13 protein-coding genes and 1 pseudogene are annotated in these 16,407 nt (G+C 61.6%); 13 read left to right on the top strand and 1 reads right to left on the bottom strand.

The annotated features are described in order from the left end of the window. Window positions 1–111 precede the first annotated feature (111 nt). A complete protein-coding gene (gene queG, locus ACZ3GY_RS21300; RefSeq protein ID WP_465911886.1) occupies window positions 112–1,179 on the bottom strand; it encodes a tRNA epoxyqueuosine(34) reductase QueG in 1,068 nt (355 codons plus the stop codon). 58 nt (window positions 1,180–1,237) lie between these two features. Here queG and ACZ3GY_RS21295 point away from each other — a divergent pair, with 58 nt between their 5' ends. The 13 genes and pseudogenes from ACZ3GY_RS21295 (at window position 1,238) to ACZ3GY_RS21235 (ending at window position 16,389) form a co-directional block, all read left to right on the top strand. Then, a complete protein-coding gene (locus tag ACZ3GY_RS21295; RefSeq protein ID WP_465911885.1) occupies window positions 1,238–2,737 on the top strand; it encodes an NAD(P)H-hydrate dehydratase in 1,500 nt (499 codons plus the stop codon). Next, window positions 2,725–3,192: a tRNA (adenosine(37)-N6)-threonylcarbamoyltransferase complex ATPase subunit type 1 TsaE gene (gene tsaE / locus ACZ3GY_RS21290; protein ID WP_463563344.1), complete on the top strand. Its 468-nt coding sequence runs from the start codon at window positions 2,725–2,727 to the stop codon at window positions 3,190–3,192. Before ACZ3GY_RS21295 ends, tsaE begins: the two co-directional genes overlap by 13 nt. Before the next feature lie 8 nt (window positions 3,193–3,200). Next, window positions 3,201–4,628: an N-acetylmuramoyl-L-alanine amidase gene (locus ACZ3GY_RS21285; protein ID WP_465912007.1), complete on the top strand. Its 1,428-nt coding sequence runs from the start codon at window positions 3,201–3,203 to the stop codon at window positions 4,626–4,628. Further along, window positions 4,625–6,499 carry a DNA mismatch repair endonuclease MutL gene (mutL, locus tag ACZ3GY_RS21280; protein WP_465911884.1) on the top strand — a complete coding sequence of 625 codons (1,875 nt, stop codon included), beginning with the start codon at window positions 4,625–4,627 and terminating at the stop codon, window positions 6,497–6,499. Before ACZ3GY_RS21285 ends, mutL begins: the two co-directional genes overlap by 4 nt. A 69-nt stretch (window positions 6,500–6,568) precedes the next feature. Further along, window positions 6,569–7,525: a tRNA (adenosine(37)-N6)-dimethylallyltransferase MiaA gene (miaA, locus tag ACZ3GY_RS21275; RefSeq protein ID WP_463563346.1), complete on the top strand. Its 957-nt coding sequence runs from the start codon at window positions 6,569–6,571 to the stop codon at window positions 7,523–7,525. A gap of 108 nt (window positions 7,526–7,633) precedes the next feature. Then, window positions 7,634–7,894 carry an RNA chaperone Hfq gene (hfq, locus tag ACZ3GY_RS21270; protein ID WP_463563347.1) on the top strand — a complete coding sequence of 87 codons (261 nt, stop codon included), beginning with the start codon at window positions 7,634–7,636 and terminating at the stop codon, window positions 7,892–7,894. 14 nt (window positions 7,895–7,908) lie between these two features. Continuing rightward, a complete protein-coding gene (gene hflX / locus ACZ3GY_RS21265; RefSeq protein WP_463563348.1) occupies window positions 7,909–9,210 on the top strand; it encodes a ribosome rescue GTPase HflX in 1,302 nt (433 codons plus the stop codon). A gap of 97 nt (window positions 9,211–9,307) precedes the next feature. Next, window positions 9,308–10,495, top strand: a complete 1,188-nt coding sequence (gene hflK, locus ACZ3GY_RS21260) for an FtsH protease activity modulator HflK (RefSeq protein WP_463563349.1) — start codon at window positions 9,308–9,310, stop codon at window positions 10,493–10,495. Beyond that, window positions 10,495–11,364: a protease modulator HflC gene (gene hflC, locus ACZ3GY_RS21255; protein WP_225835948.1), complete on the top strand. Its 870-nt coding sequence runs from the start codon at window positions 10,495–10,497 to the stop codon at window positions 11,362–11,364. Before hflK ends, hflC begins: the two co-directional genes overlap by 1 nt. A 346-nt stretch (window positions 11,365–11,710) precedes the next feature. After that, complete coding sequence (locus tag ACZ3GY_RS21250; RefSeq protein WP_463563350.1) at window positions 11,711–12,895, top strand: ATP phosphoribosyltransferase regulatory subunit; 1,185 nt, start codon at window positions 11,711–11,713, stop codon at window positions 12,893–12,895. Window positions 12,896–12,974: 79 nt separating this feature from the next. Next, the gene (locus ACZ3GY_RS21245; protein WP_463563351.1) at window positions 12,975–14,267 is read left to right on the top strand and encodes an adenylosuccinate synthase; all 1,293 of its coding nucleotides are present in this window, start codon (window positions 12,975–12,977) and stop codon (window positions 14,265–14,267) included. A gap of 559 nt (window positions 14,268–14,826) precedes the next feature. Next, window positions 14,827–15,531, top strand: a pseudogene (locus ACZ3GY_RS21240) (HAMP domain-containing protein); the annotation flags it as partial. Next, the gene (locus tag ACZ3GY_RS21235; protein ID WP_463565980.1) at window positions 15,505–16,389 is read left to right on the top strand and encodes a methyl-accepting chemotaxis protein; all 885 of its coding nucleotides are present in this window, start codon (window positions 15,505–15,507) and stop codon (window positions 16,387–16,389) included. The pseudogene ACZ3GY_RS21240 and the gene ACZ3GY_RS21235, both read left to right, overlap by 27 nt. Window positions 16,390–16,407 lie beyond the last annotated feature (18 nt).

Genomic DNA, 16,407 nt, shown 5'->3' with positions numbered 1-16,407 from the left:
GCGTCAAGTTGCAAGCCACAAGCCACAAGTAAAAGCCCGTAACCCGGGTAGCTTGGGTCATGTAACGCTCTGGGTATCGCTGCGCTCAACCCAGGCTACGGAGTGGTGGTGCTAGGCGCGTCTCGCATGCTGATCCAGCGCCCACTGCACGTGCTCGCGCACCAACTCCGACGGATACTCGCGGCGCGCCTCCAGCGCCTCCAGCACCGGGATGCTCGACGGTGCGTTGCCCAGGCCGACGGCCAGGTTGCGCAGCCAGCGCTCGTAACCGGCGCGGCGCAGCGGTGAGCCCTCAGTACGGCTGAGAAACTCCTCCTCGCTCCAGCGAAACAGCGCGGCCAGCTCGGCGTTGTCCAGGCTGTGCCGTGGCTGGAAGTCGCCCTGCTCGGTGGCTTTGGCGAAGCGGTTCCAGGGGCAGACCATCTGGCAGTCGTCGCAGCCGAACACGCGGTTGCCGATGGGCGCGCGCAGTTCCTCGGGGATCGGGCCTTTCAGCTCGATGGTCAGGTAGGAGATGCAGCGCCGTGCATCGAGCACGTAAGGGCCGACGAAGGCGGCCGTCGGGCAAACGTCCAGGCAAGCGCTGCAGCGGCCGCAGTGTTCGCTGCCGTGGGGCGCGTCCTCGGGCAGCGGGATGTCGACGAACAGTTCGCCGAGAAAGAAGTAGCTGCCGGCCTTGCGGTTGAGCACCAGGGTGTTCTTGCCGATCCAACCCAGGCCGGATTGTTCGGCAATGGCCTTTTCCAACACTGGTGCACTGTCGACGAAAGCGCGATAGCCGAATGGGCCGATGGCTTGCTGAATGCGCTCGGCCAGTTGTTGCAGGCGTTTGCGGATCAGCTTGTGGTAGTCACGGCCCAGGGCGTAACGCGAGACGTAGGCCTTTTCGGGCTCTAGCAGGCGCTGCGCCATCTGCGTGTCGCCGGGCAGGTAGTCCATGCGCAGCGAGACCACCCGCAGGGTGCCAGGCACCAGTTCGTCCGGATGTGAACGTTTGCGGCCATGTGCGGCCATATAGTCCATCTCGCCCTGGTAGCCGGCATCCAGCCAGCGCTGCAGGTGCGCCTCGTGTTCGCCCAGTTCCAGGCCGCTGATGCCAACCTGTTGGAAGCCCAGTTCGCGCCCCCAGTCCTTTATGGACTGGGCGAGGCTGGTGAGGTCGGGGGTGGCGTCAGTCATGCTGGGCGGGAATCTGGGATAGTCGACGTATAATTCTGCCAGACATCGGAGCACAGGCATGCGGCATTCATCAGACGATCTTCCTATCGCACTCTACAGCGGCGCCCAGGTGCGCGCGCTGGACGCTGCGCTGATCGCTGCCGGCACGCCAGGATTGGTGCTCATGCAGCGCGCTGCACACGCCATCTGGCGGGCCCTGCGCCGCAGTTGGCCGGATACCGGTGCGGTCACTGTCGTAGCTGGGCACGGTAATAATGCCGGCGATGGTTATCTGCTGGCGGCATTGGCACTGCGTGGTGGGTGGCAGGTTCGTGTGCTGGCAGTGGCAGAGCCGCAGCGCCTGCAGGGTGACGCAGCCCTGGCGCGCGATGAAGCCGTGGCCGCCGGAGTCGAGGTGATTGCCTGGGAGTCAGGGCACGAAGCGCAGGGTGTGCTGGTCGATGCGCTGCTCGGCACCGGCCTGGCAGGTGCGGTGCGCGAGCCCTACGCTGCGGCCATCGAATGGATGAATCACAGTGGTCGCCCGATGCTGGCGGTGGATATTCCCTCGGGTATCTGCGCCGATACCGGTCAGGTTCTGGGCGTAGCGGTAGCCGCCCAGCTCACCGTGACCCTGATCGGCCTGAAAGTCGGCCTGTTTCTGGGCCAGGCGCTCGATCATGTCGGCCGTCTGCTGTTCGACGACCTGCAGGTCGACGCGCAGATTGTCGCGAGTCAGCCGTGGGCGGCGCAGCGTCTGGCCGGCGATGTTCTGCCGCACCTGACCGCCCGGCCACCAACCGCTCACAAGGGCCAGCTGGGTCACGTGCTGGTGGTCGGCGGTGATCACGGCACCGGTGGCGCCGCGTTGCTGTCGGCGCAGAGTGCCCTGCGAAGCGGTGCCGGTATGGTCTCCCTGGCGACCCGCGGCGAGCATCTCGGTGCTGCGCAGGCTCGACTGCCGGAAGTGATGAGTCTGGCGGTCGCCTCGGCCAACCAGTTGCACGGGCTTGGCGGCAAAATCACCGTGTGGGTGGTCGGGCCAGGTCTCGGCCAGAATGCCTGGGCTCGCAGCTTGATTTCGGCTGCAGCCGCGTCACCAGCTGCTCAGGTATGGGACGCCGATGCGCTCAATCTGCTCGCCGCAGGTGCCGTGAGCATTGCCCCTGGTAGCGTGATTACCCCGCACCCTGGCGAAGCGGCCCGCCTGCTCGGGATCTCGATCCAGGCGTTGCAGGCCGATCGACCCGCCGCAGCCAGAGCTTTGGCACAGCGCTATCGAGTGGTCTGTGTATTGAAAGGCGCAGGCACGCTGATCGCCGACCCAGCGGGGTACCTGCTGGTCTGCGATCGTGGCGACCCGGTGATGGCTGGTGCCGGCCTGGGGGATGTGCTGGCCGGGCTGATCGGCGCGCTGATCGCTCAGGGTTGTACGCCGTGGCAGGCTGCAAGCCTGGGCGTCTGGCTGCATGCCGGGGCGGGTGAGTACCTGGCAGGAAAAGGAAATGGTCTGGCGGCGAGCGATCTGTGCGACGCTATCCGCCATTTGTTACAGGAGCGAGCCGCTTGTCGGAAATAGAACTGTTCGCCGCCGATGAAGACGCCATGCTGGCGCTCGGCGCGCGTATCGCCAATGTCACCGAAGGACGCGGGGTTATCTACCTCGAAGGCGACCTCGGCGCGGGCAAGACCACGCTCTCGCGCGGCATGCTGCAAGGCCTGGGGCACAAGGGGGCGGTCAAAAGCCCGACCTTCACCCTGGTCGAACCGTACGAAATCGGCTCGATCCGTGCCTTCCATTTCGACCTCTATCGGCTGGTCGATCCGGAGGAATTGGAGTTCCTGGGTATCCGCGATTACTTCGAAGGCGATGCCTTGTGCCTGATCGAGTGGCCACAGCGCGGCGTTGGCGTTTTGCCAAAGGCTGACATGGACATTACCATTACCCCGCGAGCGGGTGGCCGGTCGCTGCTACTTCGCAGCCATGGTGCGAAGGGTGATAGCTGGTGTGCCGCATTGGTTGCCAGAGCATGAACAAGAAAGTGGGGGCGGGTATGCGCATAGGCGCGCGATTGATCGCGGTCGGGCTGATGTTGACGGTCATGGCGGTCGACGTGTGGGCCGCGTCGGATGTGCGTAGCGTTCGCCTCTGGCGTGCGCCGGACAACACGCGTCTGGTTTTCGACCTTTCCGGGCCGGTGCAGCACAGTGTGTTCACCCTGACGGCGCCGGATCGTATCGTGATCGATATCAGTGGCGCCAAACTGACCACCGCGCTGGACAAGTTGCCACTGAGCAACACGCCGATCACCGCCGTGCGCTCGGCGCAGCGCACTGCCGATGATTTGCGCGTGGTCATCGACCTGTCGTCCCAGGTCACGCCGAAGAGCTTCACCCTGGCGCCGAATCAGCAGTACGGCAATCGGTTGGTGCTCGACCTGTTCGATCAGCCGTCAGATGCTGCCCCAAGCTTGTCCACGACCACAACCGTCGATGCCCCTGTGCCGGTCACACCGACTCAGGCTCCGCCCAAGTTGGCGCCTGTGCCAGGTGGCAAGCGCGATATCGTGATTGCCATCGATGCTGGTCATGGTGGCGAAGATCCGGGGGCTCTTGGCCCTACCAAAGGCCAATTCGAGAAAAACGTGACCCTGGCCATCGCCAAGGAACTGCAGCGTCAGATCAACGCCGAGAAAGGCTTCCGTGGTGAGCTGGTGCGTACCGGTGACTATTTCATTCCGTTGCGTAAGCGCACCGAGATCGCCCGTAAGAAAGGCGCCGATCTGTTCGTTTCCATCCACGCCGATGCTGCACCTCGTGCTGCCGCTTTCGGTGCGTCGGTGTATGCCTTGTCGGATCGCGGCGCCACCTCTGAAACCGCACGCTGGCTGGCCGATTCGGAGAATCAATCCGACCTGATTGGTGGTGCCGGCAACGTCAGCCTTGAGGACAAGGATCGGATGCTTGCTGGTGTGCTGCTCGACCTGTCGATGACCGCGTCGCTGTCGTCCAGTCTGAACGTCGGGCAGAAGGTGCTCGGGCAGATGGGGCAAATTACCCCGCTGCATAAGCGTCGCGTAGAGCAGGCAGGCTTCATGGTGCTGAAGTCCCCGGATATTCCTTCGATCCTGGTGGAGACCGGGTTCATCTCCAATCCCAGTGAGGCGCGCAAGCTGCATTCCGCCAGCCATCAAAAGAGTCTGTCGCGCTCGATCGTTACGGGTGCCAAACAGTTCTTCGAGCAGAATCCGCCGCCGGGCACTTACATTGCCTGGCTGCGTGACAACGGCAAGATCGCCCAGGGGCCGCGCGAGCATAGGGTCAGCTCTGGTGAAAGCCTGGCGTTGATCGCGCAGCGCTACCAAATCAGCCTGGCGACGCTGCGCTCCGCCAATTCACTGAAAACCGATGTGATCAAGGTCGGCCAGACCCTGCAGATCCCCGCTACCTCGCTGGCTGCCCAGCCATGAGTGAAGCGATGCGCATCCAGCTGCTGAGCCCGCGGCTGGCGAACCAGATCGCCGCCGGCGAAGTGGTCGAGCGCCCCGCTTCGGTCATCAAGGAGCTGCTGGAAAACAGCCTGGACTCCGGCGCCAAGCGTATCGAAGTGGATGTCGAGCAGGGTGGCGTCAAGCTGCTGCGTGTGCGTGACGATGGTCGCGGTATCGCGGCGGATGACCTGCCCCTGGCTCTGGCTCGCCATGCCACCAGCAAGATTCGCGAATTGGAGGATCTTGAGCAGGTCATGAGTATGGGCTTTCGCGGTGAGGCCCTGGCATCGATCAGCTCGGTCGCACGGCTGACCCTCACCTCGCGCACTGCCGATGCCGATCAGGCCTGGCAGGTGGAGACTGAAGGCCGTGACATGCAGCCGCGTGTGCAACCGGCAGCACATCCGGTTGGCACCTCGGTGGAAGTGCGTGACCTGTTCTTCAATACGCCGGCGCGCCGCAAGTTTCTGAAAGCCGAAAAGACCGAATTTGATCATCTACAGGAGGTGATCAAGCGCCTGGCGCTGGCCCGCTTCGACGTGGCCTTTCACCTGCGTCACAACGGCAAGAGCATTCTCTCACTGCACGAGGCCAACGACGACGCCAGTCGCGCGCGGCGTGTAGCTGCGGTCTGCAGCTCTGGCTTTCTGGAGCAGGCGCTACCCATCGACATCGAGCGCAACGGCCTGCACCTGTGGGGCTGGGTCGGGTTGCCGACTTTCTCCCGTAGTCAGGCGGATCTGCAGTATTTCTATGTCAACGGCCGCATGGTGCGCGACAAACTGGTCGCCCATGCTGTGCGTCAGGCTTATCGCGATGTGCTGTTCAACGGCCGTCACCCGACTTTCGTGCTGTTTCTGGAGATCGATCCGACGGCAGTGGATGTGAACGTGCATCCGACCAAGCACGAAGTGCGCTTCCGCGAGGGGCGCACGGTGCATGACTTCCTCTACGGCACCCTGCATCGGGCTCTCGGCGAAGTGCGGCCGGAAGATCAGTTGGCCACGCCGGCCGCCGTCGACACCATGCTGCGCCCTACCGGTCAGGCTGCTGGTGAATTCGGCCCCCAGGGTGAGATGGGCCTGGCAGCCAGTGTGCTGGAACGGCCTGCGGAGTCCGTCTGGCGTTCGCCGGGCGCCGGCTATCAGGGGCAGCGCAGCGAGTCGTCGCTACCTGTTGCGGAAGCTCAGGGTGTGTATCGGGAGTTCTTCGCGCCGATGTCTGCGGGCAGTGCCCCTGTCTCATTGCCGGAAGTGCAGGGCGATATTCCGCCGCTGGGCTATGCCATCGCTCAGCTCAAGGGCATCTACATTCTTGCTGAAAGTGCCCATGGCCTGGTGGTCGTGGACATGCATGCAGCCCATGAACGCATCATGTACGAGCGTCTCAAAGTAGCAATGGCCAGTGAGGGGCTGCGCGGCCAGCCATTGCTGGTGCCCGAATCCATCTCAGTGAGTCAGCGAGAAGCGGATTGTGCCGAAGAGCATGGGCAGTGGTTCCAGAGGCTGGGCTTCGAACTGCAGCGGCTCGGCCCGGAAGCGCTGGCTATCCGGCAGATTCCAGCGCTGCTCAAGCAGGCCGAGGCGACACGGCTGGTCAGCGATGTGCTCGCTGATCTGCTCGAGTATGGCACCAGCGACCGTATTCAGGCCCATCTCAACGAACTGCTCGGCACCATGGCTTGCCATGGTGCGGTGCGTGCCAATCGGCGTCTTACGCTGCCGGAGATGAATGGTCTGCTGCGCGATATGGAACAGACTGAGCGCAGTGGCCAGTGTAACCACGGCCGGCCGACCTGGACGCAGATGAGCATGGATCAGTTGGATAAATTGTTCATGCGCGGTCAGTAACAAGCGCGCCGCGCTTGCGAGCTGCAGCCCATGCGCTGAAAATGCGCCGCCGTTCATTTGAGTTTTGCGATGTCTTCCCTTCCACCCGCGATCTTCTTGATGGGCCCGACCGCAGCAGGCAAGACCGATCTGGCGCTGGCGTTGGCTCAGGTTTTGCCCTGCGAGCTGGTCAGCGTGGATTCCGCGCTGGTCTATCGGGGGATGGATATCGGTACGGCCAAACCGGACAAGGCCACTCTCGAGGCGTTTCCTCATCATCTGATAGATATCCGCGACCCAGCTGATGCTTACTCGGCTGCCGAGTTTCGCCGCGATGCCTTGGATGTCATGGCCAAGATCACTGCACAGGGACGCATTCCCCTGCTGGTGGGCGGTACGATGCTCTACTTCAAAGCCCTATGCGATGGCCTGGCCGATATGCCAGGAGCCAATGCCGAGATACGTGCCGAGCTTGAGGCGCGAGGGCAGCGCGAAGGCTGGGACGTATTGCATGAGGAGCTGCGTGCAGTGGATGCGCAGTCAGCCGCGCGCATTCACCCTAACGACCCTCAGCGCTTGGTGCGCGCTCTGGAAGTATTCAAGGTCAGCGGCATGACCATGAGCGAATTGCGTCTGCGACAGAATGAAGACAGCTCAGCAGCGGGGCGTTTCCCCTATACTGTGGCGCAACTGGCGGTCGCGCCCGCTCAGCGATCAGTGCTTCACGAGCGAATCGCGCAACGATTTGACCTGATGCTGGAACAGGGCTTTGTTACCGAGGTCGAACGGCTGCATCAGCGTGGTGACCTGCACGCTGAGCTACCGTCGATCAGGGCGGTGGGTTACCGGCAGGTCTGGGAGCATCTGGAGGGACGCTTGAGTGCGCCACTGATGCGTGAACACGGCGTAATTGCCACCCGGCAACTGGCCAAACGGCAGTTCACCTGGTTGCGTAGTTGGGAAAATCTGCACTGGCTCGATAGTCTCGATTGCGACAATCTGCCACGTGCCTTGAAATACTTGGCGACGGTCTCCATATTGAACTGAGACCTTGCCGCGGGCCGTCTATCCTTGTGAGGGGCGTGCCAAAGCTGTTCGTTGGTTAATACATCATTCATACCTATTCAATTATCGATCCATTTAGGAGTGCGGCACATGTCAAAAGGGCATTCGCTACAAGACCCTTACCTCAATACCCTGCGTAAGGAACGCGTACCGGTTTCCATCTATCTGGTCAACGGCATCAAATTGCAGGGGCAGATCGAGTCTTTCGATCAGTTCGTCATCCTGCTGAAGAACACCGTCAGCCAGATGGTTTACAAGCACGCTATCTCCACTGTGGTGCCGAGCCGTCCGGTTCGTCTGCCAAGTGTTTCCGAGACTGATCAGGCTGAGTCCGAGCCAGGCAACGCTTAATCCAGGGGGCTGTATTGTTCTTCGAGCGCCATGAAGGGGGTGAACGGGCTATCCTGGTTCATCTGGATAGTCAAAACACCGAGGCGAGCGAGGATCCCCAGGAATTTAAAGAGCTTGCTCTGTCTGCGGGTGCCGACGCTGTCGCTTTTTTCAGTGTGCCGAACAGTCGGCCGACTGCGAAATTCCTCATTGGCAGCGGCAAGGTGCAAGAGTTGCATGACCAGGTGCGGGCCCATGAGGCCGACCTGGTCATCTTCAATCATGTTCTGACGCCCAGTCAGGAGCGTAACCTCGAACGAGCGTTCGAGTGCCGCGTTCTGGATCGCACGGGTCTGATCCTCGATATCTTTGCCCAGCGCGCGCGTACTCATGAAGGCAAGCTGCAAGTCGAACTGGCTCAGCTCGATCACATGAGCACACGTCTCGTACGTGGCTGGACTCACCTTGAGCGACAGAAAGGTGGTATCGGTCTGCGTGGTCCGGGTGAAACCCAGCTTGAAACCGACCGGCGCCTGTTACGTGTGCGTATTCGCCAGATCAAGCAGAAGCTGGAGAAGGTGCGTAGCCAGCGCGAGCAGGCACGCCGTGGGCGCAAGCGCGCCGACATCCCCTCTGTTTCTCTGGTTGGATATACCAACGCCGGCAAGTCCACGCTGTTCAATGCGCTGACCGAGTCGGATGTTTACGCCGCCGATCAACTGTTCGCTACCCTCGACCCGACTCTGCGTCGTTTGCAGCTCGACGATCTTGGGCCGGTGGTGCTGGCCGATACCGTGGGTTTCATTCGTCACTTGCCGCATAAGCTCGTCGAAGCCTTCCGTGCCACGCTTGAGGAATCAAGTAATTCCGATCTGCTGCTGCACGTTATCGATGCTCACGAGCCCGAGCGCACGGCGCAGATCGAGCAGGTGCTGGCGGTGTTGGGCGAAATCGGTGCGCAGGATCTTCCGGTGCTCGAGGTTTACAACAAGCTTGATCTGCTGGAGGGTGTCGAGCCGCAGATCCAGCGTAATGCCGATGGTAAGCCCGAGCGGGTGTGGCTGTCGGCCCGTGATGGGCGCGGTTTGTCGCTGCTCAAACAGGCCGTGGCAGAGCTGCTGGGTGATGATCTGTTCGTTGCTACCCTGCAGTTGCCGCAGCAGTTGGCTCGCCTGCGGGCGCAGTTCTTCGAGCTGGGTGCGGTGCAGCAAGAGTCGTACACTGATGATGGCAGCAGTCTTTTGCAGGTGCGTATTCCTCGCGTCGAGTTGAACCGATTGGTCAGCCGCGAAGGCCTGCAGCCGCTAGAGTTCATCGAACAACACACTTTGCAATAAAGCCTGCAACGGTGATTTTGCCGCTGGAAGCGGGCATTCTGTAGCATTGGTGGGCGCGCCGTTGGCGCGTCTTTGCTTTATTAGTATGGAGAGCGCTATGGCTTGGAATGAGCCGGGTGGCAATTCGAACAATCAGGATCCCTGGGGTGGCGGCGGTCGTCGTGATAACGGCGGCGGTGGCGGCGGTGACCGCAAGGGACCACCGGATCTTGACGAAGCCTTCCGCAAGCTGCAGGACAAACTCAATGGTTTGTTCGGTGGCGGCAAGAAACGCGGCAGTGACAACAATGGTTCCAGAGGCAAGGGTGGCGGTTTCGGCCTGCTGTTCGTTGCGCTGGCCGTCGTGGGCGCCTTTTGGCTGTACAACGCTATCTATGTGGTCGATGAGCAGGAACAGGCCGTCGTGCTGCGTTTCGGTAAATACCACGAGACGGTCGGCCCGGGCCTGAACATCTATTTCCCGCCGATTGATCGCAAGTTCCAGGAAAACGTCACCCGTGAGCGTGCTTACAGCAAGCAGGGGCAGATGTTGACCGAAGATGAGAACATCATCGAAGTACCGCTGACGGTGCAGTACAAGATCAGTAACCTGCAGGACTTCGTGCTGAACGTCGACATGCCGGAAACCAGTCTGCAGCATGCGACCGACAGCGCCGTACGTCACGTGGTGGGCTCCACCGAGATGGATCAGGTGCTGACTGAAGGTCGTGAGCAGATGGCTGGTGATGTGCGCGAGCGTCTGCAGCGGTTCCTTGATACTTATCGCACCGGTATCACCGTGACCCAGGTGAACTTGCAGAGTGCTGCGGCGCCGCGTGAAGTGCAGGAAGCCTTCGATGACGTGATTCGTGCCCGTGAAGACGAGCAGCGTGAGAAGAATCAGGCAGAAACCTATGCCAATGGCGTGGTGCCGGAAGCTCGCGGTCAGGCCCAGCGTCTGATCGAAGATGCCAGTGGTTACCGTGATGAGGTGGTCTCGCGCGCTCAAGGTGAGGCAGATCGTTTCACTGCACTGGTAGCTGAATACCGCAAGGCTCCCGAGGTGACTCGTGAGCGTCTGTATCTGGACACCATGCAGCAGATGATGAGTAACACCAGCAAGGTGATGGTGACTGGCGACAAGGGGCAGAACAACCTGCTTTATCTGCCGCTGGACAAAATGATCGACAGTCGTGGTGGTAGCAGCACGTCCAATAGCGTCTCCGGCGCCGGTGCGGCAGATCTTGGCGCGCGCGTAGGTAACAATGTAGCGCCGAGCGACCCACGTACAAGGGAGGGCCGTTGATGAGCAATAAATCACTGGTGACCCTGATCGTAGGGGTTGTACTGGCACTGATCGCCTGGAGCAGCTTCTACATCGTGGCGCAAACCGAGCGTGCGGTGCTGTTGCAGTTCGGTCGTATTGTCGAGCCGGATGTTCAGCCTGGCCTGCACGTCAAGATTCCGTACGTCAACCAGGTGCGCAAGTTCGATGCTCGTCTGCTGACGCTCGATACTGTCAATTCACGCTTTCTCACTCTTGAGAAGAAAGCGTTGATGGTCGATGCCTACGCCAAGTGGCGTGTGCTGGATGCCGAGCGTTACTACACCGCAACATCGGGTATGAAGCAGATCGCAGATGAGCGTTTGTCGCGTCGTCTCGAGGCGTCGTTGCGTGACCAGTTCGGTAAGCGCACCCTGCATGAGTCGGTATCTGGTGAGCGTGATGCGTTGATGGCTGACGTAACTGCATCGCTCAACCGTGCGGCGCAGCGTGAGCTGGGTATCGAGGTGGTGGACGTTCGCGTCAAGGCCATCGACCTGCCCAAGGAGGTCAATCGCAGCGTATTCGATCGTATGAGTTCGGAGCGTGAGCGTGAGGCCCGCGAGCATCGCGCCAAGGGTAAGGAGCTGGCTGAAGGTATTCGTGCCGACGCCGATCGTCAGCAGCGTGTATTGCTCGCTGAAGCCTATCGCCAGGCCGAGGAACTGCGTGGTGAGGGTGACGCCCAGGCCGCTGCTATCTACTCCAAAGCCTACGGTCAGGATCAGGAGTTCTATTCCTTCTACCGCAGCATGAACGCCTATCGTGAGAGCTTCTCCGACAAGCGTGATGTATTGGTGTTGGATCCGAGCAGCGAATTCTTCCGTTACCTGGAAAAATCGCGGCCCTGAAAAGGCGGCCACAGACGGCAAGCAGCAGGTGACGGTGTGGCGGGTGACCGCTTGTAGCCTGAAGCTTGTGGCCTGTGGCCTCAGCCGTGGTATGATGCGGCAGCCGGGAAAATCCCGGCTTTTTTACGCCTGTGGGAATCATGCGGCACGAACTGAGCGTTACGTTCTGTCTTTCAAGGTTTTTGACCTTGCCCCTTTCCGCGCCGCTGGCGTGGGGGCTTCGTGCAATCAATTCACTGATCGTGTCGATGCCCGTTCCTGGAGCTGACCGGCCTGTTGCCGCGTTCGGCCTTCCATCCGCTTCACTGAAGGCTTGTGCCGCCCGAATCAAGAGGGAAATGGCGAAATGGCGACCGTAGACCGCTGGCTGCTGCCAGATGGGATCGAAGAAGTATTGCCTCCGGAAGCGGCGCGCATCGAAATAGCGCGTCGTCAGGTGTTGGATCTGTTCCAGCGCTGGGGCTATGAATTCGTGGTAACCCCTCATATCGAGTACCTGGAGTCGCTGCTGACCGGTGCTGGTCAGGATCTGGATTTGCGCACCTTCAAGGTGACCGATCCGCTGTCCGGCCGGCAGATGGGCTTTCGCGCCGACATCACGCCGCAAGTGGCACGCATCGACGCGCATACGCTGCGTCGTGAGGGCCCGAGCCGGCTGTGTTATGCCGGTAGCGTGCTGCATGCGCAGCCGCGGGCGCTGACCACATCGCGCAGTCCGATCCAGCTTGGCGCCGAGTTGTATGGCGATGCTAGCCCGGCCAGCGACGTCGAAGTGATCAGTCTGCTGGTCGATACCCTGGAGTTGGCCGAGGTGCCGGATGTGCACATGGATCTTGGTCATGTCGGTATCTACCGCGGTCTGGCGCGCGCCGCCGAGTTGTCGGGCGAGGTCGAGCAGCAGTTGTTCGATGCGCTGCAGCGCAAGGCCATGGATGAGATCGATGCACTGACCGACTCGCTCCCGGACGCACTGCGCCGCATGTTGCGTGCGCTTGGCGAGTTGTGTGGTGGCCGTGAAGTGCTCGACCTGGCTCAGGCCTGTCTGGTCGAGGCGCCGGATGATGTGCACGCCGCGCTGGATGATTTGCTGGCTATCGCCGATGCGCTGGAGTTGCGCTATCCGGAGCTGCCGCTGTATTTCGATCTGGGTGAGCTGCGTGGTTATCACTACCACACCGGTGTGGTGTTCGCCGCGTTTGTGCCGGCTGTAGGCCAGGCCATCGCCCAGGGTGGTCGCTATGACGATATCGGCGCCGACTTTGGTCGTGCGCGCCCAGCCACCGGGTTCTCCACCGATCTGAAGACGCTGGTAAGTCTGGGCAATATGCCGCTCGGCGAAGAGCCCGCTGGCATTTGGGCCCCGGACAGCCATGACGTCTACCTGTGGCAGGCGGTTCGCCGTTTGCGCGCGGAAGGTGAACGCGTGGTACAGGCATTGCCGGGTCAGGAGTTGAGCGAGGCTGCGCAATCGCGCTGTGATCGCCAGCTGTTATTGCGTGACGGTCGCTGGCAGGTGCTGGCGCTGGACTGAATGACCACTCTGGTCGTCTATTCTGAATTACTTTCGCCGGCCGTGACCGGCTCAAGCTTGCGCGAAGAGGACAAGTGTTATGGGTAAGAATGTCGTCGTCCTGGGCACCCAATGGGGTGATGAGGGCAAAGGCAAGATCGTCGATCTGCTGACCGAACATGCCGCTGCGGTGGTGCGTTATCAGGGTGGCCACAATGCGGGCCACACCTTGGTGATCGACGGTGAGAAGACTGTGTTGCACCTGATCCCGTCGGGCGTGCTGCGCGAAGGCGTGCAGTGCTTGATCGGCAACGGCGTGGTGGTTGCACCCGACGCTCTGCTGCGCGAGATCACCAAGCTGGAAGAGAAGGGTGTGCCGGTGCGCGAGCGCCTGCGCATCAGCCCGTCCTGCCCGTTGATCCTGTCCTATCACGTCGCCCTCGACCAGGCGCGCGAAAAAGCGCGTGGGGAGCTGAAGATCGGTACCACCGGTCGTGGTATCGGCCCGGCTTATGAAGACAAGGTTGCTCGTCGTGGCCTGCGCATCGGTGATCTGTTCCATCGTGAGCGTTTCGCCGCCAAGCTCGGCGAGCTGCTGGATTACCACAACTTCCAGCTGGTGAATTACTACAAAGAGCCGGCTATCGACTTCCAGACCACTCTCGACGAGTGTATGGAATACGCCGAGCTGCTCAAGCCGATGATGCTCGATGTCACCGCTGAGTTGCACAACCTGCGTCGCGCCGGCAAGGACATCATGTTCGAAGGCGCCCAGGGTTCTCTGCTGGACATCGACCACGGTACTTACCCGTACGTCACCAGTTCGAACACCACCGCCGGCGGCATCGCTACGGGTTCGGGCGTGGGGCCGATGTTTCTGGATTACATCCTCGGCATCACCAAGGCTTACACCACGCGTGTGGGTTCTGGCCCGTTCCCGACTGAGTTGTTCGACGATGTGGGTGCGTTCCTGGCCAAGCGTGGCCACGAGTTCGGTGCGACCACTGGCCGTGCACGTCGTTGCGGCTGGTTCGACGCGGTTATCCTGCGTCGTGCTATCGATGTGAACAGCATCTCGGGCTTGTGCCTGACCAAGCTGGACGTGCTCGACGGGCTGGAAACCATCAACATCTGCGTTGGCTACAAGAACCAGGGTGGTGCGGTGATCGACGCTCCGACCGACGCTGACAGCTACATCGGTCTGGAGCCGGTGTACGAAGAGATGCCGGGCTGGAGCGAGTCGACCCTGGGTGCCAAAACCCTGGAAGAGCTGCCGGCTAACGCTCGTGCCTACATCAAGCGTGTGGAAGAGTTGGTTGGCGCGCCAATCGACATCATCTCCACCGGGCCGGATCGCAACGAGACCATCGTGCTGCGCCATCCTTTCGCCTGAGTATCGGCGGCTCCCCTCGGAGTCGTGAGCACGTCATGAAAACGGGTCGCCTTTGTGCGACCCGTTTTCATTTGGCGGGCACTCATACTCGGGTTGATGTGGCGATGTGCTGTCATTCGGCACGCGCCTTGCTTTGTCATTATCCTACCTTGAAGTTGCCGCTGCTCTGGCGGTCGGAGGATTTCCCGTGGTTGCTGTTCTGTCGCTATTTCGCAGTCGTCTATTGCTGCCGGTGTTCATTGCGCTGGGTATCGCGCTGTTCGTTCAGGTGCTGCTGGTATTGGCGTTGACCCGTAGTACGGTAGACCGCCTGGTGACTGATCTGGAGCGGCAGTTGGGCAGTGATGCCGGACGCCTTTCCAGTGAGCTTGAGCAGGCCAATCAGGAGGTTTCCGCGAGTCTGGGCGGGCTTTCGGTGCGTACGCGAGAGAGCCTTTCGGCGGGGCTTTCGAGTCGGCTGAGCGAAGAGCGTGTGCAGATACGTGCCAGTCTGGAGAAAAGCCTGAAGGATTCCGCCAATGATCTGGCGCAATTGCTCGCTGCTGTGGCGCCGCGAGCCATGTGGGATTCCGATGTGCCGGCGCTGTCCGAGTTCGCGCGACGTGCGCAGCGTAACCCTAATGTGCTTTTCGTCATCTACGACGATGCCGAGGGTAACCATCTGACCCGTTACCTCAACCGCCAGAACGAGCAGGTTAAGGCCATGCTCGAGAAAGGGGCGGGTGAGCGCGCGCTGGACAAGGTCATCGACGCTGCCAAGAGCGATCCTACCGTGTACTTCGTCGAGGCTGGTATCAGTCCCAATGGGGTGGAGATTGGCAAGGTGCTGATGGGGGTCTCCACGTCCGCCATCGATGCCGAGCTGGCCGCTATCGATTCACGCTTCGAGGCGTTGCTGGCCAGCGGCGGTCAGTTGGTTGCCGACAGCCTTGCCGGCGCTTCCACCGAAAGCGCCGCTGCGTTGTCGGCGCGCCTGGCGGCGGCGCAGCAGGCGGCTCAGGGAATGTCGGCCAATACCAGTGCGGCAGTCGACGCTGCTGCCTCGAATCTGCGCTGGCGCATCGGTCTGGGGCTGGCTGTGGTCGGTCTGGGGGTGCTGCTGGCGCTGGCCATCGTGCTCGGCCGCCGCGTGGTGGTGCGTCTGCGTACCTTGATCGCCGCGCTCGACGATCTGGCGGCGGGCGAGGGTGATCTGACCCGGCGTATCGAGATCGACAGCCGTGACGAGGTCGGTGAAATGGCTTCGGCGGTCAATCGTTTCGTTGCCAAATTGCAGCCCATCGTGCGCGAGGCTGGCGAGGTGGCGGTGCGTACCGGCCAGGAAATCAGTGCATTGACGGCGCGTAGCGCTGCGGCAGAGTCGGCTGCCAAAAGGCAGCGTGATGAAGTGGCGGCCAGCTTGCAGGCGCTGGCGGCGATGGCCGATGAGGCGCAAGCCGAGAGTCGCGCCATGCAGGAAGCTCTGCAGAGGGTCGAGGCGATTCGTCAGGCAACCCAGGAAAACGCCACCATCGCCAAGCGCGTGGGTGGTTCCATCGAAGAGCTGGTTCAGCGCGTTGATGCCGGCTCAGCTGTAATCGAGCGGCTGGCCAAGCAGAGCGAGCAGATTGAGGTGGTGCTGACGGTTATCCGCTCTATCGCCGAGCAAACCAACCTACTCGCCCTGAATGCCGCTATCGAGGCGGCGCGTGCGGGGGAGAGTGGCCGTGGTTTTGCTGTAGTGGCTGATGAGGTGCGGGCGCTGGCCAGCAAGACCCAGCAGTCGACCGGCGATATCCAGTCGCATATCGTCGCTTTGCAGCAGGGGGCTCGTGAGGCGGTTAGCGCCATTGCTCAAGCCGGTCAGCAGGCTGATCAGGGGCTGGCAGCGCTACGCGAGAGTGCGCGTATCCAGCAGACTGTACAGCGCTCCGTGGAAGACGTGCATGGCGCGATCAATACGGCGACTCAGGCGGCGGCTCATCAGGCCGAGGGCGCTGATGCGGTGCGTGGGCGGGTCGAGGTGATTCATTCCGAGGCTCAGCGTGCGGCCGAGGCGGTGGCGGCGACGGCCAATAGCGGTCGCGTGCTCGATGGTCTGGCAGGACAGTTGAAGGCCAGTCTCGGGCAGTTCAAGGTTTAACTCGGCCGCTGTTGCTGG

Source organism: Pseudomonas sp. PME37.24/006, from assembly GCF_055556635.1.
This window is presented reverse-complemented; position numbering and strand designations above follow the sequence as displayed.

Coding starts and splice junctions, on each gene's coding strand:
- queG (WP_465911886.1), bottom strand. CDS start 1,179: ATGACTGACGCCACCCCCGACCTCACCAGCCTCGCCCAGTCCATAAAG.
- ACZ3GY_RS21295 (WP_465911885.1), top strand. CDS start 1,238: ATGCGGCATTCATCAGACGATCTTCCTATCGCACTCTACAGCGGCGCC.
- mutL (WP_465911884.1), top strand. CDS start 4,625: ATGAGTGAAGCGATGCGCATCCAGCTGCTGAGCCCGCGGCTGGCGAAC.
- miaA (WP_463563346.1), top strand. CDS start 6,569: ATGTCTTCCCTTCCACCCGCGATCTTCTTGATGGGCCCGACCGCAGCA.
- hfq (WP_463563347.1), top strand. CDS start 7,634: ATGTCAAAAGGGCATTCGCTACAAGACCCTTACCTCAATACCCTGCGT.
- hflK (WP_463563349.1), top strand. CDS start 9,308: ATGGCTTGGAATGAGCCGGGTGGCAATTCGAACAATCAGGATCCCTGG.
- hflC (WP_225835948.1), top strand. CDS start 10,495: ATGAGCAATAAATCACTGGTGACCCTGATCGTAGGGGTTGTACTGGCA.
- ACZ3GY_RS21250 (WP_463563350.1), top strand. CDS start 11,711: ATGGCGACCGTAGACCGCTGGCTGCTGCCAGATGGGATCGAAGAAGTA.
- ACZ3GY_RS21245 (WP_463563351.1), top strand. CDS start 12,975: ATGGGTAAGAATGTCGTCGTCCTGGGCACCCAATGGGGTGATGAGGGC.
- ACZ3GY_RS21235 (WP_463565980.1), top strand. CDS start 15,505: ATGGCTTCGGCGGTCAATCGTTTCGTTGCCAAATTGCAGCCCATCGTG.